General features: G+C 45.5%; 19 protein-coding genes and 2 tRNA genes. 4 read left to right on the forward strand and 17 right to left on the reverse strand.

Annotation, left to right across the window (positions count from 1 at the left end; genetic code table 11):
* The coding region (locus DDR33_RS13400; protein WP_109416303.1) for a heavy metal translocating P-type ATPase at window positions 1-2,216 on the reverse strand (2,216 nt) is incomplete at its 3' end.
* 171 nt (window positions 2,217-2,387) lie between these two features.
* Between DDR33_RS13400 and DDR33_RS13405 the strand changes: the two genes are divergently transcribed.
* Together DDR33_RS13405 and DDR33_RS13410 are read left to right on the forward strand one after the other, a co-directional pair.
* Complete coding sequence (locus DDR33_RS13405; protein ID WP_109416304.1) at window positions 2,388-2,591, forward strand: hypothetical protein; 204 nt, start codon at window positions 2,388-2,390, stop codon at window positions 2,589-2,591.
* A 110-nt stretch (window positions 2,592-2,701) separates the two neighbouring features.
* Entirely contained in the window at window positions 2,702-3,382 is a 681-nt protein-coding gene (locus tag DDR33_RS13410; RefSeq protein WP_109416305.1) for an MCP four helix bundle domain-containing protein, read from the forward strand.
* 156 nt (window positions 3,383-3,538) lie between these two features.
* On the opposite strand, the gene DDR33_RS25865 is transcribed toward DDR33_RS13410, so the two are convergent.
* Window positions 3,539-3,648, reverse strand: a tRNA-Asp gene (locus DDR33_RS25865).
* A 939-nt stretch (window positions 3,649-4,587) separates the two neighbouring features.
* Window positions 4,588-4,697, reverse strand: a tRNA-Asp gene (locus tag DDR33_RS25870).
* A 241-nt stretch (window positions 4,698-4,938) separates the two neighbouring features.
* Here DDR33_RS25870 and DDR33_RS13415 point away from each other — a divergent pair.
* Window positions 4,939-5,205, forward strand: coding sequence for a hypothetical protein (locus DDR33_RS13415; protein WP_109416306.1), 267 nt, complete (start codon window positions 4,939-4,941; stop codon window positions 5,203-5,205).
* On the opposite strand, the gene DDR33_RS13420 is transcribed toward DDR33_RS13415, so the two are convergent.
* The 9 genes from DDR33_RS13420 to DDR33_RS13465 all read right to left on the reverse strand — a co-directional run bounded on the left by DDR33_RS13420 (window position 5,206) and on the right by DDR33_RS13465 (window position 16,482).
* Window positions 5,206-5,790: a riboflavin synthase gene (locus DDR33_RS13420; RefSeq protein ID WP_109416307.1), complete on the reverse strand. Its 585-nt coding sequence runs from the start codon at window positions 5,788-5,790 to the stop codon at window positions 5,206-5,208.
* Between the two features lie 28 nt (window positions 5,791-5,818).
* Entirely contained in the window at window positions 5,819-8,017 is a 2,199-nt protein-coding gene (locus DDR33_RS13425) for an alpha-galactosidase (RefSeq protein WP_202913739.1), read from the reverse strand.
* A gap of 256 nt (window positions 8,018-8,273) precedes the next feature.
* Window positions 8,274-9,218, reverse strand: coding sequence for an aspartyl protease family protein (locus DDR33_RS13430; protein ID WP_158280744.1), 945 nt, complete (start codon window positions 9,216-9,218; stop codon window positions 8,274-8,276).
* Between the two features lie 146 nt (window positions 9,219-9,364).
* The gene (locus DDR33_RS13435) at window positions 9,365-10,885 is read right to left on the reverse strand and encodes a S8 family serine peptidase (protein WP_109416309.1); all 1,521 of its coding nucleotides are present in this window, start codon (window positions 10,883-10,885) and stop codon (window positions 9,365-9,367) included.
* Window positions 10,886-11,017: 132 nt separating this feature from the next.
* The gene (locus DDR33_RS13440) at window positions 11,018-11,989 is read right to left on the reverse strand and encodes a hypothetical protein (RefSeq protein WP_146198766.1); all 972 of its coding nucleotides are present in this window, start codon (window positions 11,987-11,989) and stop codon (window positions 11,018-11,020) included.
* Window positions 11,990-13,155: 1,166 nt separating this feature from the next.
* A complete protein-coding gene (locus DDR33_RS13450; protein WP_109416312.1) occupies window positions 13,156-13,473 on the reverse strand; it encodes a hypothetical protein in 318 nt (105 codons plus the stop codon).
* A gap of 5 nt (window positions 13,474-13,478) precedes the next feature.
* Window positions 13,479-13,727, reverse strand: a complete 249-nt coding sequence (locus tag DDR33_RS13455) for a GntR family transcriptional regulator (protein ID WP_109416313.1) — start codon at window positions 13,725-13,727, stop codon at window positions 13,479-13,481.
* A gap of 30 nt (window positions 13,728-13,757) precedes the next feature.
* On the reverse strand, window positions 13,758-15,575 hold the full coding sequence (locus tag DDR33_RS13460; RefSeq protein ID WP_109416314.1) for an FKBP-type peptidyl-prolyl cis-trans isomerase: 1,818 nt from the start codon (window positions 15,573-15,575) through the stop codon (window positions 13,758-13,760).
* A gap of 4 nt (window positions 15,576-15,579) precedes the next feature.
* Window positions 15,580-16,482 carry a hypothetical protein gene (locus DDR33_RS13465; RefSeq protein WP_146198768.1) on the reverse strand — a complete coding sequence of 301 codons (903 nt, stop codon included), beginning with the start codon at window positions 16,480-16,482 and terminating at the stop codon, window positions 15,580-15,582.
* Between the two features lie 206 nt (window positions 16,483-16,688).
* On the opposite strand from DDR33_RS13465, the gene DDR33_RS13470 reads away from it, so the two are divergent.
* A complete protein-coding gene (locus DDR33_RS13470; RefSeq protein ID WP_109416316.1) occupies window positions 16,689-16,940 on the forward strand; it encodes a hypothetical protein in 252 nt (83 codons plus the stop codon).
* A gap of 58 nt (window positions 16,941-16,998) precedes the next feature.
* Here the strand turns inward: DDR33_RS13470 and DDR33_RS13475 are convergent, their stop codons facing one another.
* From DDR33_RS13475 to DDR33_RS13495, 5 genes are all read right to left on the reverse strand, one after another.
* Complete coding sequence (locus DDR33_RS13475; protein WP_109416317.1) at window positions 16,999-18,360, reverse strand: RagB/SusD family nutrient uptake outer membrane protein; 1,362 nt, start codon at window positions 18,358-18,360, stop codon at window positions 16,999-17,001.
* A 12-nt stretch (window positions 18,361-18,372) separates the two neighbouring features.
* Entirely contained in the window at window positions 18,373-22,023 is a 3,651-nt protein-coding gene (locus DDR33_RS13480) for a SusC/RagA family TonB-linked outer membrane protein (RefSeq protein WP_158280745.1), read from the reverse strand.
* Between the two features lie 258 nt (window positions 22,024-22,281).
* Complete coding sequence (locus DDR33_RS13485; RefSeq protein WP_109416319.1) at window positions 22,282-23,388, reverse strand: FecR family protein; 1,107 nt, start codon at window positions 23,386-23,388, stop codon at window positions 22,282-22,284.
* 86 nt (window positions 23,389-23,474) lie between these two features.
* Window positions 23,475-24,065, reverse strand: coding sequence for an RNA polymerase sigma factor (locus tag DDR33_RS13490; protein WP_109416320.1), 591 nt, complete (start codon window positions 24,063-24,065; stop codon window positions 23,475-23,477).
* 12 nt (window positions 24,066-24,077) lie between these two features.
* The gene (locus DDR33_RS13495; protein WP_109416321.1) at window positions 24,078-24,464 is read right to left on the reverse strand and encodes a hypothetical protein; all 387 of its coding nucleotides are present in this window, start codon (window positions 24,462-24,464) and stop codon (window positions 24,078-24,080) included.
* Window positions 24,465-24,670 lie beyond the last annotated feature (206 nt).

Genomic DNA, 24,670 nt, shown 5'->3' on the forward strand with positions numbered 1-24,670 from the left:
CCCCTCGTGAGCCTCAACCTCAGACTGTTACTCACCACACTCACACTGCTTAACGCCATAGCAGCACCGGCGATCATCGGGTTGAGCAGGAATCCGTTAACAGGATAAAACAAACCCGCCGCCAAAGGGATCCCGATCACATTATAAATAAAAGCCCAGAAGAGATTTTGTTTAATAACAGACGTCGTTTTACGGGAAAGACAAATAGCTGCCGGTATTTTAAGAAGATCTGAAGACATCAGGGTGATCTTTGCCACGTCCATCGCAATATCAGTTCCTTTCCCCATTGCAATACTTACATCAGCAAGAGCCAGTGCATGGCTGTCATTAATACCGTCACCCACCATGGCCACTTTCTTTCCCTGAGCCTGAAGAGCCTTTACGAAAGAAGCTTTGTCATCGGGAAGCACTTCTGCACGATACTCAGCGATGCCTGCCTTTTCTGCCATTACAGCGGCCGTTTGCTCATTATCTCCAGTCAGCATATACACTTCTATTCCTGCTTTCTTCAACTGTCTCACAGCCTCAGCAGAAGACGGTTTTATATTATCCGAAATAGCAATCGCAGCAAGAGCCCGCTCCTCATCGGCAAACCAGATGACGGTATATGCTTCCTTAAGCCAGTTGCGCGCTACATCCTCCAGGAACACACTTACATTGACAGCATTCTCTGTGAGCATCTTTCTGCTTCCCGCATAATAAGAGCGGCCCGAAAAAGAGCCTTCCACACCTTTTCCCGTCAGGCTCCGGAAAGAATCAGAAGATACCTGCCCTACCCCTTTTACTTTCAGATACGCAGTCACCGCCTCGGCCAACGGGTGCTCAGAACTCGCTTCCAAACTATGCAGCAAGGGCGCGAGCTGATCGCGGTCAGCATCCGGAAGCCAGGTAACAGCAATCACTTCAGGCCGCCCTTCCGTGATGGTACCGGTCTTATCAAGCACAACCGCATTAATATCTTTTGCCAGTTCAAGACTTTCAGCATCCTTTATCAGGATTCCGTTTTCAGCTCCTTTTCCCACTCCAACCATAATAGCTGTTGGAGTAGCGAGGCCAAGCGCACACGGACAGGCGATGACGAGCACCGTTACCATAGCAAGTAAACCCTGGGTAAACCCGTTCTCCCCTCCCAGCAGTATCCAGCAAATAAAACTGAGAAGCGCAATGCCCATCACTACCGGGACAAATATCCCTGCGATTTTATCAACAAGCTTCTGAACGGGCGCCTTGCTTCCCTGGGCATTCTGAACCATCTGAATAATATGGGCCAGTAAGGTATCTTTCCCGACTTTCTTCGCCGTAAACTGGAAACTCCCCTTTTGGTTGATCGTTCCAGCCAGCACTTCGGAGCCTTTTTCCTTTATTACCGGGATGGGTTCGCCTGAGATCATGCTTTCATCGACATAAGAACTACCCGAAACAAGCTCACCATCCACCGGGATCTTATCCCCGGGTTTTATCAGCAGCAGATCTCCGGTCCTCACTTCCGAAAGCGGGATAATTTCCTGCTCTCCCGCATGACCGATTCGGATGACCTCTTTCGGCTGAAGCCCCATTAATTTTCTAATCGCTGCCGATGTATTCGCTTTCGCGTTATCTTCCAGCAGCCTTCCCAGGAGAATGAAGGTAACTACTACAGAAGCTGCTTCAAAATACACATGGGCATCCAGTCCCCTTGACGTCCAGAAACCCGGATAGAGCGTATTGAACGCACTGAATAAATAAGCAATGCCGGTACTCAGGGCAACCAACGTATCCATATTTGCAGTTCCATGCTGTGCCTGCTTCCACGCATTTCTGAAAAAACGCCTTCCGAAAACCAGTACAACAGGTGAAGCCAGCAGCCACATAATATAATTACCATAGGGCATATGCATAAAAAACATACCGATCACCACAAGTGGCAGGGAGAAGAACACCGACCAGGCCACCTCAGCTTTAAGCTTCGCATGCTCATCTGCCCGCTTTTGTTCAAGATCGTCTGCAACTGTATCATTTTTTTCGATGATGATATCATAGCCGACAGACTGAACCGCTGCCTTCAGTAATTCAGGAGCCGTTTCTGCCGGATCAAATTCTACAGTAGCCGTATTATTAGCGAAATTCACTCCTGCATACAGAACTCCTTTCTGCGCTTTCAGAATAGTTTCGGCACTGCTTGCACAGGAAGCACAGCTTAAACCAGTTACAGGATAATTTTCTTTTACAGTACTCATCTTATTCGTATTTGTTGACAGGTACAAATATCCGTCGGGCAACTGCTTATTTTGTTACACAATTCCTGAAAAGGTTTATATAATCCTGCATTTTTGCCGATCGCCTTTCCCCCCACATAAATATCCTGTAAACCTTTATGAATAATTGAAGTTTATATCCCATACAGATCTATGAAAAAGGCACACACAGACGAAGAAATTATCGCCGCAGCAGAGACAAAGAAGAGCGCGGCCCCGGACAGTACCGATGATAAAGTGGATATTGCTGTCGACCTGGACGACGATAACGGGATTGCACATACCTATGTAGTTACCTTCCTCCGGAAAGCAGAAGGCTGGACAGTCTTCCAGGTAAACGAACTAAGTTCTCTTTAGTCGTTGATTTTCACTGAAATCCGGGAAAGCTTTTGTATCTTTATATAACAATACCTTAACAAAAGGTGTTATAATAAGAACTACAAAGCCAGGATAACGGAGGAAAGATCATGAATTGGACATTTGCCATCCAGCAGAAAATAAAAGCAGCTGCAATATTATTCGGAATTATGTTAATGATTGTCATTTTTTCATTCCTTGAAAGGAAGAATATGGCAGACATCAACAAGTCGGTTACATCTATCTACAATGACAGGCTGGTTCCTGCAACCGACATTTTCTATCTTTCAGAACATTTGTACGGCAAGCGCTTTTTGCTGGAACAATTCCTGCTGACCAATAAGAGCAACCTGGGAGAAGTTCAGGCACAACTGGATAAGCATAACCAGGAAATCAGCGAGCTGATCACAAGATTTGAGAAAACGTATCTCGTGGACGAAGAATCCCGTTATCTGAAAAATCTGAAAAACACGGTATTGAGTTACAACCGCCTTGAAGCTGATATCCTTACGTTAAGCAACAGGGAATCGAAAAAAGCCGCATTAGCTTTATACGAATCCAAAGGAAGGAATAACCTTCAGGATGGAATACGGCAACTTGCACTGTTAACAAGAGTGCAAACGAACGTAGGAAGCCAGCTGATTAAAGATTCCAACGGCAAAGTAGCTTCATCTTCCATGATATCAAACCTCCAGATCATCCTTTCTATCGTAACAGGCCTGGTGGTCATCTCTCTTGTATTTGCCTCCAGGATAAGCAGCAAACCAGAGCAAAATTACCATTTAAATTAAGGAGTTTTTTAACTAAGAAGTTTTCGATTTACAGACCCTGCATCTTTACAGCCACTGCATCTGCCTGTGAAAAACATATTGGTATAAAATAAAAAAAGCTCCCGATGGGCGAGAGCTCAAACTAACCAATTATAAACCTAAATTATATGAAAGGAGCTGTAGGAGAAGGAATCGAACCTTCAAGGAGAAGTTAGCCCGTTTCCGGGTTTCCCATATTCTCCGCCACCGGGACAAGGAGGTGTGTCTGCCTGTTTCACCACCCTACAGTATTTAACGTTGTCTTTTAAAGAACTTGTTGATACAAAGATAAGGCGAGAATTTTTATTTTGCAAATATTTTAACAAAAAAAGTTAAAAATTATTATTCCGTCAGACTTTACAGTAGTTTAATACGGAATTAACAATCCCAGAGTCTGTATTCCACCTACTCGCCTTCACTTTTATGTGATCACTATTCTTCATTTATCTATTAGCAAACAACTTAGTTTACAGGCGCGTCTATACATCTAAAAGAATTTCGTAGGTATCAGCAAACATCCCTTTGAAACTGGATCTACCGTTTGCGCTCCAATAAAGCCAAATGATGCACCAGGATATTCTTCAAGGATTAAAGGGACGATGTAAGGCAAGTTATGAGGATATTATAAACGTCGCCCTTATTAATAATATGCGAATATTTAAAATCACTCTTGCTATCCTTCTGTGCATAGAACTTTATGCGAACACTTGTTCTTCATGATACTCAGCTCTCAGGATATAGTGATATGAGTTACAGGCGAATGAAATTTGTAAATTAGTGTAAATAAATGAGAACTGGCATCCCTGCATGGCTGCTTTTGAATAAATTTAAGCGGATAACCAGGTGATAAAAATATCAAGGAATCAGATATCCCGGCATCTCAGCCGCGATTTGTTTGTCCGTATGATGGGAAGGCGTAATACGACAGTCCCGTATTTCTTCAACTGTCAACCGAACAGGACGTACTTCTTCTATGGGGTCCAGCCCAAACGCTCACCCTTAGAAATATTTCTTTTGTTACTTTTACGTGCTATAATACAAATATAACAAAATGCATTTTACTAAACTTTTCCCAAACTAGCCAATATCGAATTTATCACAAATTGAAATTTTAGGAAAATAAAAAAAGCTCCCGATGGGCGAGAGCTCAAACTAACCAATTATAAACCTAAATTATATGAAAGGAGCTGTAGGGGAAGGAATCGAACCTTCAAGGAGTGGTTAGGCCGTTTCCGGATTTCCCATATTCTCCGCCACCGAGACAAGGAGGTGTGTCTGCCAATTTCACCACCCTACAGTATTTAACGTTGTCTTTTAAAGAACTTGTTGATACAAAGATAAGGCAGTGTGGCATAATTTGCAAATATTATAAATAAAAAAGTTTATTTTTATTACAATAACAACAAACAGACATTATATTAATAATTTATTAAAAACACATCAAAAAAAACATTCCCGATTAACAAATTATTAATCACAGGTCAATTAAAAAATCACGAAATAAAAGGGATTTCTCACCCAACATAGGCAATTACTTTATGGAGACAGGAGATTCGCAGGAAAAGGTGTCACAATACAAAGGAGCTTTGGCCTCCTATTTAAAAAGCCTGCAGTATGAGGAAGACGGTTTCACTTACTATATGATTGCTAATCTATACGACCAGACGCTGAAGGATAAAAAGAAAGCTGCAACCTATTTCAAAAAGTTCATCAGCTCTGCGTCAGCAAGCAAAGCCACAAACAACAAACAGTATCTGGACTATGCCCGTGTCAGGCTTGACGAGATCAGCAAAAGCAGTAAATAACTATCTCCTGAATAACTTTGCCACGTACTTTCCGATAATATCAAACTCCAGGTTCACGGTAATGCCTGGTTTGATATGCCGGAAATTGGTATGCTCAAACGTATAAGGAATAATAGCCACTAAGAAGCGGTCATCCTGCGAATTCACCACTGTCAGACTTACACCATTAACAGTAATGGAACCCTTTTCTACAGTAATATTACCCACTGAAGGATCATACTGAAAGGTAAACATCCAGCTTCCGTCCATTTCTTTCAGGTCAGCGCAGACAGCAGTCTGATCCACATGCCCCTGTACGATATGGCCGTCGAGCCTGCCGTTCATCAGCATGCATCTTTCCAGGTTCACTAAATCACCTTCTTTCAGGCTGCCCAGGTTGGATTTCGACAGAGTTTCTTCGATGGCAGTCACAGTGTGACTGTGATCATTCAATGCCACAACTGTGAGGCAAACCCCGTTGTGAGCGACGGACTGATCAATTTTAAGTTCGCCCGACACCGGCGACGAAATAGAAATATGCAGGTTTCCACCTTCCTTTCTCAGCGCACTTACCACTCCTGCTGCTTCAATAATACCAGTAAACATGACGCAAAGCTACGGAGAAAAGACCAATTTATTCCATTACAAACCAGGTATACCCTTCAGCTTCCAGGGTAAAGGTAAGATCTATAGTATAGTCTCTGTTTAACTTATAAACTACAGGACGTCCTTCCTTTTCACGTACCGAAGCAGTCTCAGACAGACCCGAATAGTATAAAGGAATTTTAACCGTCCGTTCAACCTTTTCTTTCGTAGGATTAAACATCATTATCAGCCCCTTTTCTTTCAAAGAAGGATTAACATGCAGAAAGCCATCCCAATCCCGGCCATCAGCTCTGCGCAAATGAATAATATCCGAGTTAAGAATTTGCCTGTATTTTTTATACCAGCTGATCACGCTGGCTACCATTTGCTTTGTTTCCTCCGTATCGTATAATCTTGGTCCACGGTAGCATGCCTGAATGCCCGCACCGTAGTACTGAACCATTAGTTGCTCATAGTCCTTAAGATGTTCTGATAACGGTTCAATCACCGATTCCGGTCCGCCGCCCCCATACTCCGTAAGAGGTACAAATCCCCATCCCATAGAGGGGGTCTTCTCCCAGGTACCGTCGAATATATTCTGCCGGTTAAGGATCTTCTGGTTCTCCCGCGGAAGTTTGAAGTTCACTTCCTTATACCCCATAGCGATTTTATGACTTCCGTCGAGAAAGTACCAGTCGGGCGAATTGATATAGACACCCCGTTCATTGAGCCAGTGATAAAGTTCCTTCTGAATGTTCATCTGCCGCCATTGCGAGTCATCCACATTCTTATGCCCGGGATGGGTGGTAGAAGCACATAAGTCCCCGGGGTAAGGGCCATCATTCTCCCAAATATCAAAGCCCGTCTTTATGAAAAAGTTTTTAATGTTATCCCGGTACCAGAGTCCCCACCGGCTCCCGAAACAGGGCGCTTTCTCAAAAAAGGCATGCGCATTAGGTTTGCCCGTTTTCGGATCGATCACATCGTCCTCCGGACTGATGCTTCTCGAACTGAACAAAGAATAACAGCCGATCCTGATGCCCTTTCCGTGTGCGTAATCAGCAATGGCTTTCCACCTCTGCAAATTAACACGACTAGTATCCTCCATCCTCAGGTGACTGCCAAAACTGATGATCAGTGCTTCATACCCCGTTGCAGCACATTGGTCAATCGCCGTCATCACCTGTTCATCGTTTCTGCTCACCAGGTGCATAAAGATCGGGTTAGCCGTCACCCATGGCGCGACTACCCGGTACATCTTCCGCACAGCAAGTCCCCTCATTTCCCGGTCGTACCCATCCATTAGTAATTCATGAGTACGTACCGAGTTGAGGGTATCGCCGGGAAGCATGTCTATGCCGGTAACCTCTGCCGGATATACTTCAAGCTTGCAGGGATTTTTTAACCAGTAGCTCACCTGCGATGTATATGTGGAGTCGGTTGTCCAATGTGTTGTCTGATCGCTGTAAGGATAGCTCATGGCGTTATTGAACGCATAATTCGATTCGATATAAAGCCCCTTCGGCGTCGTTATTGGCCCGTCCTTACCAATAGCGCTTTCTTCCTCAGCCATTGCAAGAACTTCGCTGACGAGCCTCTCAATTTTCAGGACCCTTTTGCCGCGGTTTACCAAAGAAACAGATTTGACAATAAGGGGAATGCCATCGTAGAGTTCGTATTTAACGGTGACCTGGAGTCCTCTTAGCGCATCATCCTCCGGGCTGAAGAAGAACGAAACTGCAGTGCCCCTTCCCCCGGTCCTGTTCATTGCCCAAAACCGACTGGAGTCCCATTTAATAAAAGGTTCAACCGGTTTTACAGAATAGCCCGTATAACAAAAATCCCCGGCTCCGGCCGTAAAGTGACCGGCCCAGTCTTTCATCAGGTATGCTTTCTCCTTTTGCCCGTGCAAACCTCCCACCGCATACTCCTTTCCATTAATGCGGATACGCGCTTCCTCGCTTACTGCCCTGATCAGCTGCCTTCCCGTTCTCAGGTTCCTGTAGTCGGTACAGGCCAGATTAGGGGTAATCCTGAATGTCCGTTTTACCAGGCCGTTATACAGTATAAGGTCCCTTCCATCGGCACTTTTAAACACACCAGACTTAACATCAACAGGTTTCACCAGCCAGTCATTTTGTACCACGTTATTCAAGCTGTCGTTCCAAACCGGCAGTACCTGACTAAACCCCATGGCCGAAACACTGATAAAGATTATCAGTAAAAATCCCCTTTTCAGAATATTCATTTTTTTAGATCAGAATTAGCACATATTCTCTTGTTTCAGCAATCCTCCTGATGAAACAGGACATTTATATGAGCTATGAACTTATAATTGGTATACGTCGAAAGACAAAATTGGCCTCCTTCAAATTCTGCACCGTACAGCCAACCTGACACCTAATAACTGTACTGCATGTATTCAAAAGAGGCACTATAAAATTAAAATAACTTCATCCAATAATATAGGACAATTGGCAAATTATACGGCATTCCATTACAGCTTACCAGCTTTCCGTCCCCGGCGGAAAATAAAAAGAGCTCCTGTAATTTGAATTAGGCTTAAGCCATATTTTCTGATTGCCATAATCCATTATCACATTAAATCGCCTGATCACGTCGATCCCCACAATCCCCAGGTATCCGTCTTTGGGTTCTGCCTGCTCGTTGAGCGTCATGGTCACGGCCATCTTTCCAAAACTAAAACCACTGTAGTCCATATTCTTTATTACCAGGATCAATTCAGGAGCAGGCATAACACCGTACCCTTTTCTTTCCATAGCTTTGCCTGCTTTCGCAGCCAGGTTATGAAATTTTGCAAAGGGCGCGCTAATGGTAAGTGTCCCTCCGTTTCCGGTATCAAACATCGCCCTGCCGGTAACCGTTTCTCCATTATTCATCGTGATACTGATGGGGAACCGCGGGATCTGTACTCCTTTATAAAAACCGAAGGAGATCCCCTTAAATCCGGCGGTATCGGTTTCGGCAATACTGTTATAAAAGCTGATCTGTCTTTTTTCAAAATCAAGCTTTGTGACATATTTCATGAGAACCTCATAACCGACAATCCCATCCAGCTTTGTCCCGATCGCTTTAGAGATACCTGAGAGATCAGAAAGAACAAGCCCGATATCATTTATATTCAGCCTGCCGATCCTCAGGTCCTGGTGAAGGGCCATAAATAAAGTTTGCGAGCCGCCGAAGCCCCCTACCTGCACCCGCTGCAGATCCTGGAGGCTGATCCCTGCCCTGACAGCAGCCATCGAATCGATATTCGCCCCGGTACATCCGCTGTCGAATACAAACCGCAGAGAGTCATTGCTGCCTACTCCCACTTTTATAAAAATATGTTTACTGGCACCGAATTCAAAAGGGACAATAGCAACCTGGGAAAATCCTTTTCCGCAAAGCAGAACGAGGGAAATGAAGATAATGAGATGTCTTTTCATGAAAAAGAGTATGTGCGTGTATATGTGTGTTACAAAGCCGGAATAGCAAAACGCAAATTGCATCAGGAGGCGCAGAACATTATCTGCGCCTTCCTGCATGCGTAGCAACATCAAACAGCGATGATATTTGTACTATTAGCAGATCATTAATATTTTTTTGCCAGTTTAAACGCCTGGTACGCATTGACTACCCCGCCGGTAATGCATTTGCCTTTCAGCGGTTCAGCAGGTATAACCGATTTCATGATGATCTCTTTCAGCTGCGGAGCTGTCAGCCTGGGGTAATATGCCTTCAGCATCACGGCCAGTCCGGCGACAACCGGAGCAGCCTGGCTCGTTCCCATCTCCGTACCATACCCGGAACGCGGTTCTGTCGAATACATCTCAACGCCCGGAGCGAATACATGCACGGTGTTCTTTCCATAATTAGAAAAAGAAGCAGCAAGCGGATTCTCATTTTTCCAGCCACTGGCCGCCACTTCAATCCAGTTGGCAGGATCAGGAACCGGCTTTTCTTTACCGCTATCCTCAGGCCCTTCGGCCCTCTCTTTCATGGCTTTGTCCAGATCCATGCCCTGGTTTCCTGCGGCATGTACAATGAGTACATCTTTTGACAGTGCATAGTTTACGGCCTCAAGCAGTTTGCCGGAAAGGAGCGACTGCTTCTGTCCCAGGCTCATGTTGATCACCTTTGCTCCATTGTCAACCGCATACCGGATGGATTGCACGAGGGAGCTATTGCTCTTCGAGCCCTCCTGCCCTGCCATCACCAGCTGCATCTCTGCGTCTTTAGGGCCTGCAGGATCAATCCCGGCAATACCGCGGACCGGCATAATCCGCGCGACAGAAGCCATGCCATTGATCCCTTTTCCATTATTACGTTCTGCGGCCAGGATACCCGCAATGTGGGTACCGTGAAAAGAGGCAGGACCGCTGGTTTTCATGTCGTAATCCTGGTTGAGATAATAATCAAGGTGCATCTGGTACTGGTAGACGAGACGGCCGAGGAAATACTTCCTGTATTCCAGGTAGTTCTGCCCGATGTTCTTCATTCCATATACCATGTCTTTCATGGCATTCAGTTCCGCTTCATTCTTAGGAATAAAATCGCGGAAGTCCTGCTGTGTGGGTTCTGCTTTACCGATCCTGCGGATCACTTCTTCAAGCGCCGCTTTATCGTTCTGCGCCGCTTTCAATTTTTCTCTTTCCGGGCGAAGGAGCAGGTCAAGTTTCTGCTGCAGATCAGCAAAGTCGCTGCCTGCAGACCTCGCTGCGGCAATTTGCTGTACAAGCTGCCTGATGTCATATTCCGGATCCCCCTCAGTCATGGTACCAAAAAAGTTCCAGCCATGAATATCGTCCACGAAGCCATTGCTGTCATCGTCCTTATTATTCGCAGGTATTTCCCGGGGATTCGTCCAGATTACGTTCTTAAGATCTTCATGTTCAATATCGATGCCGCCGTCAATGACAGCCACGCATACCTGAGGAAGCTTTTTCTTTTTGATGATCTCCTTATAGGTCTTCTCCATGCTGACGCCGAAGACTCCGTCAGCTTTCAGGTCTTTCAGCTGCCAGTCCGGCCCCGGTTTTTCTTTCTGCTGAGAAATAGCAGCAGATGTAAGGAAACAGCACCCAAGCAGAATAATGAGTTTATTCGGGTTCATTTGTTATACGTTAATTTGCCTTTTCAAGACAAACTTCGTATTTAAAAACGGATTAACTTTCCTTCACTTTCCCCACCCTTCTTTCCATCCCCTTTCTTTAAACAGAAAACCGTTTTTAAAGAGAAACCTCCTCTAAAGAGAAAACCTCTTTCCCAGAACAAAAGGCATCTCCCCATCACTTCCCGCTATCCCATCTGCCCGCACCCTCCGGCTGCCCCTTTTCTCCCTGGCCCTCATCTTTTCCGCCCCTTTAGCCATCTTTTCCAGCAACTCATTCCCTGCATAGCACAAGCCCGGGTGACGCCCCCCGGCCTCTTTCCTGGCTTTCAGAGGCTCCTCCAGCGAAAGAGGCTCCGTTGTCCTGAAAGCCGCCAGAATCGCAGCAGGGCTGAACGAAGGCGTGTTGACCAGGCCGCCCCCTGCACCCGTATCACTAATCCCCAGGCAGTCCAGCGAGGCCGTCACCAGCACCATACACCCCTGGGGGATCGTCCCATCCATTTCAAAGTCCAGTGCCTCCATATCCTTCCAGTCCGTCACCGTCACATCCTTTACCGCCACATACTCATAGAACTCACTGCGGAAATTCAGGGCCGTGACCAGGAAGCGCAGCCGGTAGCTGTCGGTCGCCTCTTTTACCGCAGAAGGGATCTTCAGCCCGCTAAGCTTGCCCCATCCGTCCATCTGCACGCGGACCTTTCCCCCGCTGGTCAGCGACACCGAAGGCCTCACCTTCAGCGCTTCCCGGAGCGGACTGCCCGCATTGAACTCGAAACCTTCCAGGCAGCTCAGATCGCCGTCGTGAAGGTCGCGGGCACCCCGCAGGGCTGTTTTACTCCTTAAGATACTCTGGTAGACGGCGCTGTTGAAGCGGTTCACCATGGCCCCGTCATGCCGGTTGCGGAACACCGAGCGCAGGACCAGGCGGATAGCGGCTGCCGCTGTGCTGGCCACCCCGAACTCCCCGGCACTGGCCTGGCTGGCCGGGGTTTGCTTTTTCTTTCGTTTGGGAAGGCCCTGCACCACCGTACTGTTCCGGAACCTGCGGAACACTACGGTTCCCGCCGTTCCGTGCAGGGCACCATTTCTTTCTAATATTGCCATATAGTTTGTCTTTTGTGGCTGCAGAAGCGTCGGAGGCCCGGGAGGATCACGTTCTCTGATGGAGGTTCCTGGAGGGTCAGGGGCGCCGGTGCTGCCGGCTTTGAGAGTAAAGTTGGGATATTCAAAGGTAGGGATCAAGCGCTGATTGTGATTTAGATGAATTCTGAATAAAGCCGAAGGTCTACAGGCTATGCGCCGTACAGAGGCCGCCTTTGTTACGAAAAAGGCGGCTTCTATGCGGTACATAAGAGGGAGATGAGAGGCAACATTTATGATCTGACCGGGAAGTGATCGGAGGATGAGCTGAATATGAGTATCGAATGGTAAGAACCTATTCCCACGCCCCCTTGTATGTAAGACTTCCATCACACAGGCCGACATCCTTAGTTGGAACCTTTAAGTACTCCTAACTAGTTTGGCAATGACAGATGATTGCGATAGCAATTTTGAGACTTTTGTCCCCATTACCAGTTCATCGTTATAGTAAATTCGTCATACAGTTCAATGGATCAGAACTGTATGGGAAATGCCGCCCCCCGAAGAGCTGGCTTGAACCGAAGTATGAATATACTTTCAAAAAAGAACTTAGCTATGGCAAGAACCTGGTATGCCTATAATGGAATAGGCCTCGCTCGCGATTCGGGCAGTTATATTTACTCACCTGTACCTCCTTTGTGTACAGCAGGATGGGATTTATGTGCAGTGTACGCAGAATATTCAGGATCACTCCCGGCGTCAATCTCAAATAATTTAAGACTGTATATTGCTGCCGGGCGTGTTACCGGACTGCCACAGCCGCAAACACCTCCCGGGTCAAAGAAATTCGTTTATATGAAGCCTTAACACAGGTATCCCCAGTGATTTTTTTTCGCTGGGATACATTCATCTTTATGGGTGCTAAGTTTATTCTGCATTCATACTGAAGAACAGAACATCTGAATGAATTTATTTTTCTTTTACGCATTACCAAACGATCTGTTCCGGCGATGCAGAAACTAACAAAAATGACAACACAGCCGACCGGTATGCCACGAATTACAAAAAGAAGTTCCTCTTCGAGGTTACCGGGTTAGGATATTGTTCAGTGCAAACACATTCAGCACCATTTTATGAGATTTAACAGGATGGCTGCCGATGAGGGCTGCAAAGACCTTTAAATATTTAATTTATAACTTCCCTATTTCGTCGTCAGAAAGTCCAAGGATATCTGAGATCATTTCATTGCTAAAGCCACTATCCTTCATCTTCAAAGCAGCAGATCTCTTTTCGGCTTCTGCTTTGACACGTTCAGCTTCTGCTTTGGCACGTTCCTCTGCCAGCAACCGCTCAATCCTCGCTCTTTCCTTCAAAGCTCCTTTCTTTTCGCCCTGTTTTTCAGCCCTTTCCAGCAACAGTTGTTCAATTCCCATAGTGTTTGCCCTTTCTGTTAGTTCTTCAACTTCTCTCTCAAAAATAGCACTAAATTCTTCATTATCAATCCCCATCCCTGTTACCCGGAAATATAATACCCTTTCCCTTTAAAAGAACCGGCAATCCCCCTTGTCTTCAGAGTATTATAAGCTTTTTCGACCGTCTTTTTTGAAAGTTCAAGTTCTACGCAACAGTTATGCAATGAAGGAAGTACTTCATTTTTCCTGATCCTTCCAGCGTGCACACGCACCGTAATGGCATCGGCCAGCTGAAGGTACTTGGGAACCGGGGACGCAGAATCAATCAATATGTCGTTTAACCAGTTCATGACGCTATATTTATATTGGGAAACTCTATACTATTTATTGTCCCCGTTTGGTTTAATCACTTTTAGCAATTCCAATTCAAAGATCAGGTTGCTGTTTCGGGGGAGTTTGCCATTATTAGTATGTTCCCCGTAGGCCAGGTTTGCCGGCACATATAATACCCACTTCGACCCTTCAGGCATCAGTTGCAAAGCCTCCTGCCAGCCTTTGATCAGTGTTTCAACCGGCAGTTCCAGGGGGATCCCCCCTTCGTGCGAGCTTTCAAAGATCTTTCCATTCACCAGCATACCGGCATAATAGACACTCACTTTATCGTTCAGGCCCGGCCTTATGCCATTGCCCTGAAGGAGAATTTTGTACTGAAGCCCCGAAGGCAGGCTGACCACCCCTTCTTTCTTCCTGTTTTCCTCCATAAAGGCCGCGTTTTCTTCTGCTGAGGGATTCTTCATATCCTTTTGTGCCCGCCTTCTTTGTTTAGCTGTCCTGACCATTCTCGGATCTACCAGCAAGCCTCCCTTCACTTCACTGAAGATCAGCTTATCTACCCTCCGCTGCTCCCCCTTCAGATCAAAGCCGAGCCGCTGAAGGGATTTACGGACTACCTGAAGATCACTTTCTTCCGACAGTTTGATATCCAGCCGCAGGTCAGGATCTGCACCGCTCTCATCGAACACGTAAGGGTTCTTTGGGTTGCGGTTCAGGTAATAGCTAACCGCTGATATGGGAGGACCATCAACTGAGGCTTCTTTTCGGGGAGCGGCTACTGGTTTGCCCTTCACCAGTACCCATACTTTTTCTGTCAGGTTCTCCCAGCGAACCTTCAGCCCCAGCAACCGATCAAGGTCGGCTATAGCTGCCCGGGCAATGGCCGCCTGGTCCTGCCCCTTATCTGGATACTGCGCTTCAAAGCAGATGGCATTCCGACGGCACCAGTCACCATAATAACCGGTTTTAAGCTGTGGGGTGAAGTTTGCGTTTTCGGGCATATAGCGCGTGGGATCGTTTACGTCCCAGACGATCTCGTTAGGCGCTATCGAAACTCCGTCCGGCTTCACCAGCTTCGTTCCCCGACTTGCCTGCATTAGGTACATATTATAGATAGTGAAAATGGGATAATTAATATTAAAGATGCGCACCGTCTTTTTGACCGAATCCCTGGCCAGGCCCATCATTCCATAGGTTCCTCCTGCACTTCTACCCTGGTCTTCCAGGTAATCGCAGATGGCTGAGTATTCCAGTGAAGTCGATCTTACATCTATCTGGTTTGGATCAGGTTTAAACAAAGGGGCATTTTGCAGGTCCAGGCGATAGTAATCATCCTTTAGGGGCCAGTCAGGGATGTCGCCGGTGAGAACCTTCCGGATGTTCTCCTGGTCAACATATTCGGGCTCTGTAATCCCGATTACCTTTCCTTTGTATACCCATACTTCATGGGGGATAACGGTGTGGGAAAAACACGCATGGAACTGTTTGTCTTCCACCACCGTTGGGATTGTCAGATCCCGGGTATAATGGTTCTTTGGCCAGAAGCTGTCGACTACTTCCCGGGTTTCGTAGGTTACAGGAAGGACCTTAACCTGATTGCCAAACTCCTTCTGAAGAGCCTCCATCTTAGGAAGGGCCGCTACACAGCCGGAGCAAGTAGTCGACCAGAAGTCGATGATCAGGAGTTTATCTTTAAACTCAGAAGTATGGGCGCTCGATTGAGGGCCATGAATGATTGCAGGGATAGAAAAACCGGGAAGCTGGTCACCTTTACTCAGCGTCTGCCCCTGAAGGAAAAAGCCGTAAAGAAGACTTGCCACGAACGGCAATGATTGGAAACACCTTTTTATCTCGAATGTGGTCATGTTTTTATCTGATTTCTTTGAGAATATACATTTTAAGCTCACGAACTTCTTCTTTCAGGTCCAAGCCATAGTAGTTTAGCGATTTCCGCAAAGCTGGCAGATCATTATACGAAATGGCGCCAAGCTCCATATCGACCGTTCCGCTATACCCGGTCTCATCAACAAAAGGTGGCATACCTCCTGCCTTCTCGATCTGAATACCCAGAAATTCCAGTCCTGCATTATTAAACCGGCCATCTTCTCCGCTCATGACCGGGCCCTGTCCCCGCGTTTTAAACTTCTCTTCGTTATTTGTTCTGACCAGCAACAGGGCCTTCACTTTTCTTTTTTCCTCCCCCCAGCGAAGGCTGAAGTGTCTCATGATTTCTTGTTTCACATATTCCCCCCCGCCGGCGGATCGAAAAGCAGACATCGGCATCATCAGCTCATAACACCAACCGTTTTTACGCATCCATTGATCCTTATCTCCATAAACCGGCCTGTACATATAGACGGAGGGATCTTTAGCCTCAATGATGATCGAACTGGGAAGCGGATCAGGAAGACCGTTGACAGCAAAGCCGAAGGTCAGCATCTCTATAATGGAGGCATTATAAATGCTTTGACGGACCATCCCGGTTTCTTCATCGTAGAAGGTGCCCATATTAAATCCATATTGACGTTTTATGGGCATTACACCTTCCCGGTAACCAGTAAAACCGGAATAACGCAGGAACATGTTCTTATTGCTCTTCTGCCCTTCGCTCAGCTTGAAGACGGGATTCTGGTAATCGAAATCAAAAAGGGGCTTTTGATAAGCAAAGCTGGAAGTGTCGGCTTGCGCCTGTACTTTATCCGCCCATAAAGAAAACATAAACACACTCAAAGCGGAAAGTATAACAGGGATATAACTTGTTCTTAGGATCATAAAAATCATAATATATATTGTTAAGAGCTGCAAGCGCTGAAATGGTATACAAAAAATTCTGAGACATTTGACCCATACTGTAACATACCATCCTTTATAAAATTAGCAACAGATTCTCGCTATGTCAGAATCTTGCATGGGAAAAGCCGAAAGCCCGAAAGTGTAGGCATAAATTAAAGTCTTATATACTTTTAAACAACACAACTATGGCAAAAGCTTGGTATGCCTATAATGGAATAGGCCTTGCCCGGGATCCGGGCAGTTATCTTTATTCCCCGGTTCCTCCACTATGTGTATCGGGATTTAACGTATGTGCGATATATGCAGATTACAATGGGACAAACCCATCTGCAATTTCAAACAATTTAAAATTATATATTGGAGCCGGACTTCTCACCGGACTTTCTCAACCGCAGGTTCCACTTGGAACAAAAAAATATGTCTACATGAAACCATAAATACAGAAATGGAATAATGAAAGAATTACGTTATTCCATTTCTTTTCATACATATTACTTATCTCGGATTCTGTTCCATACCGGCCAGAGTGATCACCTCCCTGGGTATCAGAAGCGTATAACGGAGATCTCCGGCTGAAAGACTATATGTATAAGTCTGCCTGGTTGCCGGAAGGTTCAGCCTTCTCAGGTCTGTCCACCTCAGACCTCTCATCAGTAATTCCTTCCTTCGTTCCTGCAGCACCTGGTTAAGTGCGTCCTGAGAACTCGTTGCTGTCTTATCACTATAAGGAACGGTATTGGTATAACGTGCCCGCAGCAGGGTGTTCAGGTCGTTCATGGCCCCCGTTGTATTTCCGGAACGGGCATAACATTCCGCCCGGATAAGAAGGACTTCGTCGACCGCAAGACCGCAAAACATGTTCCCTCCGGTCACAGGTTCATAATTCCCCGTGAAACGATAAGTTCCGTCAGATGCCGCTTTCAAAAACACCTGTTTTCTTAAATCCCCCGCCTCATAGAGATTGACAATTTCAGGATTGATCCTGGTTAATGGATTGCTGGATGAGCCTGGAGCCAATAGCGGCGAGGTGGCCATTACAGCCTGAAAGAGGATCTCCCAATTGGTGAACCTTGGACTAAAGGGGGTACTGGAAGTCGTGCTTGCGGTATTCAAATCTTTCAGATAGCTTTTTATTTGCAAAGAAGCGTTGGCATTCGTCAGCGCATTCTGAAAATCGCCGGTCGTCAGATATACCCGTGCCAGCATCGCAAGTGCGGCAACTTTTGAGGGTCGCGAGGACACCACAGCTGTATCCGGCAATAAGCCTGCAGCCTCCTTCAGATCTTCGGTGATCCGGTCGTACACCTGCTGTACCGTCCCCCGTCCATATTTATCATTCATATCTGAAGTTACCCGAAGTGGTATTCCGGGGTCAGTTCCGGCTGTTGCAGCTGAATAGGGTTTGGTATACTGCTGGGCAAGCATCCAGAATATATAGGAACGATAAAAAAGGGCAGACCCGCGTAGATTGTTAAGCGCAGCAACATCGGTAGTACCCTGCAAATCCCCAATAGCTTCCAAAATGAGATTCGCCTGATAAACAATCCAGTAAGGGGTTTGCCACTGCGGATCTGCCAGCTGACGCTGCGCCGATGGTACCCAGCTGAACACTTCTTTATCCTCCTGCGTCATTTGATCCAGGCGGGTGGTGAGAAGATAATAATCGTCTGAAGATGCCTGGAGATCGCTCGGATACCCGGTATTCATAACTGAATAATTGTCCAGTAAAAGCTGACAATCCTCTGCGCTCTCTATATAGGATTGCTGCGTACTTGGTTTTACATCCAGGTAATCCTGGCACGCACTCAGGAAAAAAGAACAGCTTAGAAATACAATTGCTGATTTATATAGTTTCATATCAATCCTCCTTTAAAAACTGGTTGAAAATCCAAAACTGTAGGTACGGGGCTGGGGATAGTCGAACGTGTCGGGATCTAAGCCAAGCTTATTTGCCCGCCAGATAATCCCGAGATTATTCACATTCATAAATATCCGGGGAGTTTTGAGATAAGCCTTCTTTCCTATGTTTTTGAAAGTATAGTTCAATTGAACCTCCTGAAGCCGGATATGGTCAGCCTTATAGACATTGATATCGGCCTGCTGATAGAAGGAGTCGCGGTTACTCATTCCGGAATCATAAACCATCGAAGGAACATTCGTGAAAGCTTCATCTCCCCGCTGCTTCCACCGGTTAGCAAATTCAGCACCAGCCTGGACATCATAGCGCAGTAAATAGTAATAATTAGCGATATCGAAGTTTGAGCGTTGCGCGAAGTAATGAAATTTATACTGGATACCAACCGCCAGCATCAATGAACCATAAGTAAATGTATTCCGGAAAGACCCGTAATATATCGGCACTGCCGATCCCATGTAACGCAGTTCTGAAATGGGCGCATCATGCAACATATTGATGACTGAATTGTCAGTACCGGTCACCGTTACCGTCTGCCCATTCAAAAACACTCTTGGATATCCCGTTTCCGGATCCAACCCGGCCCACTTCCATGCGAAAAGCCTGTTAATATCATAGCCTTCTGTGAAAAAATTGGCAACACCCGGGCCGACAGCATTGTTAGCCGTTTGGGGTGCAGTCGTATACAATTTTTTAACCTTCGTCCGGTTATAACTAAAATACAGACTACTTGTCCATTGCATTTTTTCCGTCCGGAGGTTCACAGAATTCAGGTTTGCATCAATACCATATCCGTGGAGATCCCCAGTATTAAATGTTAACCGGTTTTTACCAAGGCTTGGGTCTACCAGGTTAGAAGTGATTAAATCCTTAGTTTGCTTATCATAATATTCTATCGATCCTGAAAACCGGTTGTCCCGAAAAGCAAAATCAAGCCCGGCGTTAAACATTCCCGTACGTTCGGGGCGTAGCTTACCATTGGTAATAACATCGGTTGTAAGCGTTGCATAATATAGCTGATTTGTCCCCTTATATGGATTGTAATTATTGATATAAGGGTTGGCGGTTACCCGGGGGTTCGTATTTCCGTTGTATCCATATGTAGTCCGTATCTTCAATGACGGTAACCATGATAGTTTATAGAAAGGTTCATTATTAATGATCCAGGCCGCACCAAGTGAATAAAAAGGATTCCCTTTTTTGTTGGTATTTAAGCCAAATGCGCTCGACGCATCCTTCCTGGCACTTCCCGAAAGAGAATATCGTTGCAGGAAAGTATACGCTACATTCGAAAATAAATCATACGTCCGGGTGATTGTTTCATAGTATCCTTTTGCGAGAATAGGTATTTGAGAGGCAGGTGTATAATTCTCGTCTGCGAAAAGGTAAGGAAAAACCGTGTTAAACTGGAGGACTGCATTATCTTGTTTCAGCCTGTCTTCATCGTAACCATAATAAAAGTCGCTCCAGTTCCTGCCCTTGTATTGGTCAATATCAAAACCAGCGACAGCATTAATCGCGTGCTTTTCGTTCCAGCTTTTGTTAAATGTAAACAGCCCCCGTAGGATTTGCTTTTCTGAATTAGCGCTATTAGGAACATATAGTCCCCCCACAGGAATAGGCCTGTCAAACGTACCGGGATCTGTAAAACGGTTGATCCTTTCTCGCATAAAGTATGAATCTTTACTATCGAAATTGATATAACTATTCCATCCCCGGTTGTATCCATAAGTAAGGCCGGCTGTTAGTGCATCGTTAATATGGTAATTCGCGGTTGCATTTAAGTTCAGGGAATAAAAACTGGTTTTATTGTAACCAGCCTTATAATCCTCCAGCGGAAACCAGCGCATGGAAAGGATCTTATTCCCATAGGTATTTTCTAATAGGTCAACGAAGGAGGGCCGGTATAAATTAGTGACCTCGACTGGATTTCCATTATCGTCCGCAAGCCTGGAATAAGGGTAAAAAGGCTTCTGAATACTATTTAAACTCAACGTATTGTTTAGAGACTGAGTTTTTGAATTGGAGTTCAGCAAACTCGTGTTAACATCAAGAGTCAGGTTCTTTAAAAGCCTTACATTCGTGTTATATGAAAGGGCCAGGCTGTTCGCTCCAGACCCATCGGTATTCGCAACAGAGTTTACGTAACCGGCAGAGACACGGTAAGCAAGTGCAGATGTGCCTCCGTCAATGGCTAGATTATATCGCTGATTAACTGCATTTCTTAACAGATATTGGGAATAATCATTACGCAGATCATTTCTTCGGAGGGCATCTATCTGAGCCGCAGAATCTGCCCGGAGGGCGGCTTTCTCATTATCACTTAACTGCTGAGTTCGCATCATTCTGGTATAATTAAGAATTTCAGCTACCGGCGATAAAGTAGGCTGTGCATTTGTAAGATTTGGCTCGCCTACAACGTCCGGATACCGGTACTGGTAGGAATAGATCTGGGCATCAACATAGTCGGATATACTCATCCGTTTTTTATAAAACATATCCAACTTATCTGTGATATCGGCATTTCCACTGAAAGTAAAGCGTGCAGGCCGGTTAACTGCCCCTTGTTTCGTCTTTATGACAAGCACCCCATTAGCCGCACGTGCCCCCCAGATAGAAGCCGCTGCCGCATCTCTCAGAACGTTGATGCTTTCTACGTCATCAGGGTTTAGCATTTCAATATCTCTGGGGTTTTCTCTGGGAATGCCGTCAATTACCACTAAGGGGTAGCCGCTTGTATTCATATCTGTATTCGTTCCTGGAGATGCTTTGGTGAGGGTATTTTTTCCCCGGATAGTTAACCTCGACAACAACGGCGGATTAGTATTAGGATTTTGGGCACTCGAATTAACCCTATACAGGTCATTTCTGAAATCCATGCCGGTCGTTATACCTTCCAGCCTTTTAAGCAGGTTCGGATTAGTATTGTGTTGTAACTGTTCCTTTGTAATCACCTCAAAAGACCCGGTTGCCCGTTCTTTAGGAATATCCTGGTATCCCGTGCTCACAACTGTAACTTCTCCCAACTGGCTCTGCCCAGGCAGCATCTTAATAACAATTTGCTCGCCTGGATTTCTCCCTGCCAGTGAGATTTCCCGGGTCTGATAGCCAACATAGGTAATGATGATTGTGCCCCGGGGAGTTCCATACCTTTCAAAATATCCGTCCCCTCTTGAAACAGAAGCTTTGGTTGCCCCTTTTAATTTAATGGTAGCGCCAGACAGCGGTTCACCTCTTTCGTCGAGAACACGACCATGGTAAAGCGTGGAATCGCCCTGAAAAAAAGAGCTGATCTTTTCAAGTACTGTTTTGCTTTTTTCCTTGATAATGATGGTCTTTCCATCAATCTCATAATCCAGTGGCTGGGTTCCCAATACTTTTGACAAGGCTTCTTCGAGAGGAATATTCTTTAGATTCACACTTACCCGCTCCGTGTTCATCACTTTCGCATCAGACCATACCACGCTAAAACCGGTCTGTTTTCCTATTTCTTTAAACAATCTGGACAGGGTAATGTTATTTTCTCTGATGGTCACTTTCTGGGCAACAGCGGCGGCGCTTACCTGTATTAATGAACCAATTAATATCACTGCTATAAGTTTCATAATCAGCAAGAACTTATATATGCGGCAATGGTATCTCCATAAAACTCCGGTAAAAATTTTATACATTTGAATTTCTGCTTTAGATTAAAAAATGGATTCTCAGTCTTTTGATGATCTGATCAGATTCTGATCAGGAATGTTCGCAGCATTCCTGGTCTTCTTTCCGGTCAGGATAATATCCAATGTTATGGACCCCTTTCCTTTGATTTCATTGTAATTGATTTAACTGTTATTGTTTGGTTGATATTCGTCAGCCGCTTATTTCACGACATAAACACTCTGATCTTTGATTCTGAACTTCACATTGCCCGCCTTTGTCAGCATACGCAACATCTCTGAGAGACTGTCAAAACGGGAAATCCTTCCTCCGAAGGTTTTCACTTTCATCTCATCAGTTTCAAAATATACGTCAACATTATACCATCTCGATACCTTGTTCATGATGCTTTCGAGAGGTTCGTCGTTGAAAATAAAGACCCCTTCTTTCCAGGAAAGGGCTTCTGTCGGATCTACCCGGATGATTGTGGGAGCTTGAAGCGCATTACTCACCCGCCCCTGTTCCTTCGGCTTTAAAATACTTCGCCCGTTAATAAGTACCGAGCCATCCAATAAAGTAGTGACAGTCTCCTCCCCCGAATAACTGCTTATATTAAAGCTTGTACCAAGGACTTTTAGCTCCTGCTTGCTGCCTTTCACAATAAAGGGCCGCCTGGCATCTTTTGCGACCTCAAAGTAGGCTTCTCCATTCAACACGACTTCTCTGGTTTTTCCGGCTGGAAACGCGACCGGATAAACCAATGTCGTTTGAGCGTTCAGCCAGACACGGGTGCCGTCTGATAAGACAACCTGATATTGCCCTCCTCTGGGAACCTCAAGCTGATTATATGCCGGTAAATCCCTGCCTACTCCTCCCGATCCTTCATACTTAAGGATTGCCTCCTTCGATTTAACAATATTGGAACCGGGCTGCTGAGCGATATGCCCGGCTCCTGTTTTATTGAGGTAGACTTGAGTTCCATCTGCAAGGGTCAGTACTGCCTTGTCAGACCCTGAAGGAATATCTTTTGTATATTCAACCGCTGTGGTTAAAGGTTTGAACCATGAAATATAAATATAGATGACTGATGCAGCCAGTAACAGAACTGCAGCGTATGGCAACCACCTGCCTGTTTTATTCTTGCTAACAGGAGGGGCAGGCAGCCGCTGCCAGATCTCAGCACGAATGGCTTCATAGTCCTGTTCCTCCAGAACCGGCTGGCTTTCGGCGACTTTATTGTAAAGGGCTTCGAATAGTATTTTCTCATGGTGAGAAGCTGTCCCATCCGTGTACTTCCGTAATAGTTCCGCTGCCTTTTCTTCTTCCATACCGGTTAAACCCGTTTTGTGATTTGTATATAGGAGCGGTAAACCGCCTGTAAGTATACACCAGAAGAATAATTTATTTTAAATTTCTAATGCTGGCTCAGCCAGAAAGCCAGAATAACAGCAGGAACTGTAGTGAGCTTTGAACGAAGCAGCTTCAATGTTCTGTAAATGGTCGTCTTCACAGTATGTTCCGTGACACCCAGATCCTCTGCTATTTCCCTGTGCGAAAGTCCCTCAACCCGGCTTTTGAGGAAGATCTCCTGCATTCTCGGAGGTAAATTGGCAATCTCTTTTTCAATCAGCCTCGAGAATTCGTTGAAGGCCAGCGCCTCGTCTGTCACGTTCATTCCTTCCTGATAATTTTCGGCAATAGCTTTCACAAACTTGTCGTGCAGCTTGCTCCTGCTCAAAAATTTAAGTATCTGGTTCCTTACCGACACATACAGATAGGTTTTAATGGAAGTGTAGATCTGAAGGTCGGATGAACGGTTCCAGATGGTCGTGAAAATATCCTGCACGACATCCATTGCTTCGTCCCGGTCCTGCAGCATCCTGGCGGCATGAATATAGAGTACATGCCAGTACCGGTTATAAATCTCTGTATAGGCAGCGTGGTCACCGTTTCTCAGCATAAGCGTCAGCTCTGCATCTGAGATCCCTTCATAAGATAATACCATAAATTTTGCCGGCTATTCTTTTAAGCTAAGCGCTTCTCTTTTGTTCAGCGCATACTGAATCGCTGCGTTCTTGTTTTCAGCCATTACATATACTTGCCAGAAGTCTTCTTCTCTTTCCACTTCACCTCTCCCTGCCTTCGCACATTCATCTATCCCTGTAAGCTGAATGATCCCGGATGGCCGAAGTTCACCGTCCCTGAGGCAAACAAGAAAAGGTATCCGTAACGGATCAGAAAAGAACCGGGGGTTCATCTTTTTCGTGGTTACATTCAGTTTCTTGTTTTTAGCAAATCTCTTCCTGAACTCCTCTACTTGCTCCCTGGTTTCGAATATCCCCTCTATATCGTCTACATGGGCGTATTCGCCATAATACACCACAAACACGTCAATTTCACTCATGGCCGGTTATAAAACTCTTGAACGTTAATCTAACAAATTAAAATTCCATGTCGGAATTTATCGTTATGATGATTTTAAATAATTTTAATCTAAGCGATCTTATTCTGAACTCTACAATATCGTATTGAGACGATTTACAAATAGTACCTAAGTGGTCGAAGGCTCTTTATTAAACAACGCATAAAATATCAAAAAACTCAACTTTT

It is taken from the genome of Pararcticibacter amylolyticus (assembly GCF_003130405.1).
Lineage (GTDB): Bacteria > Bacteroidota > Bacteroidia > Sphingobacteriales > Sphingobacteriaceae > Arcticibacter > Arcticibacter amylolyticus.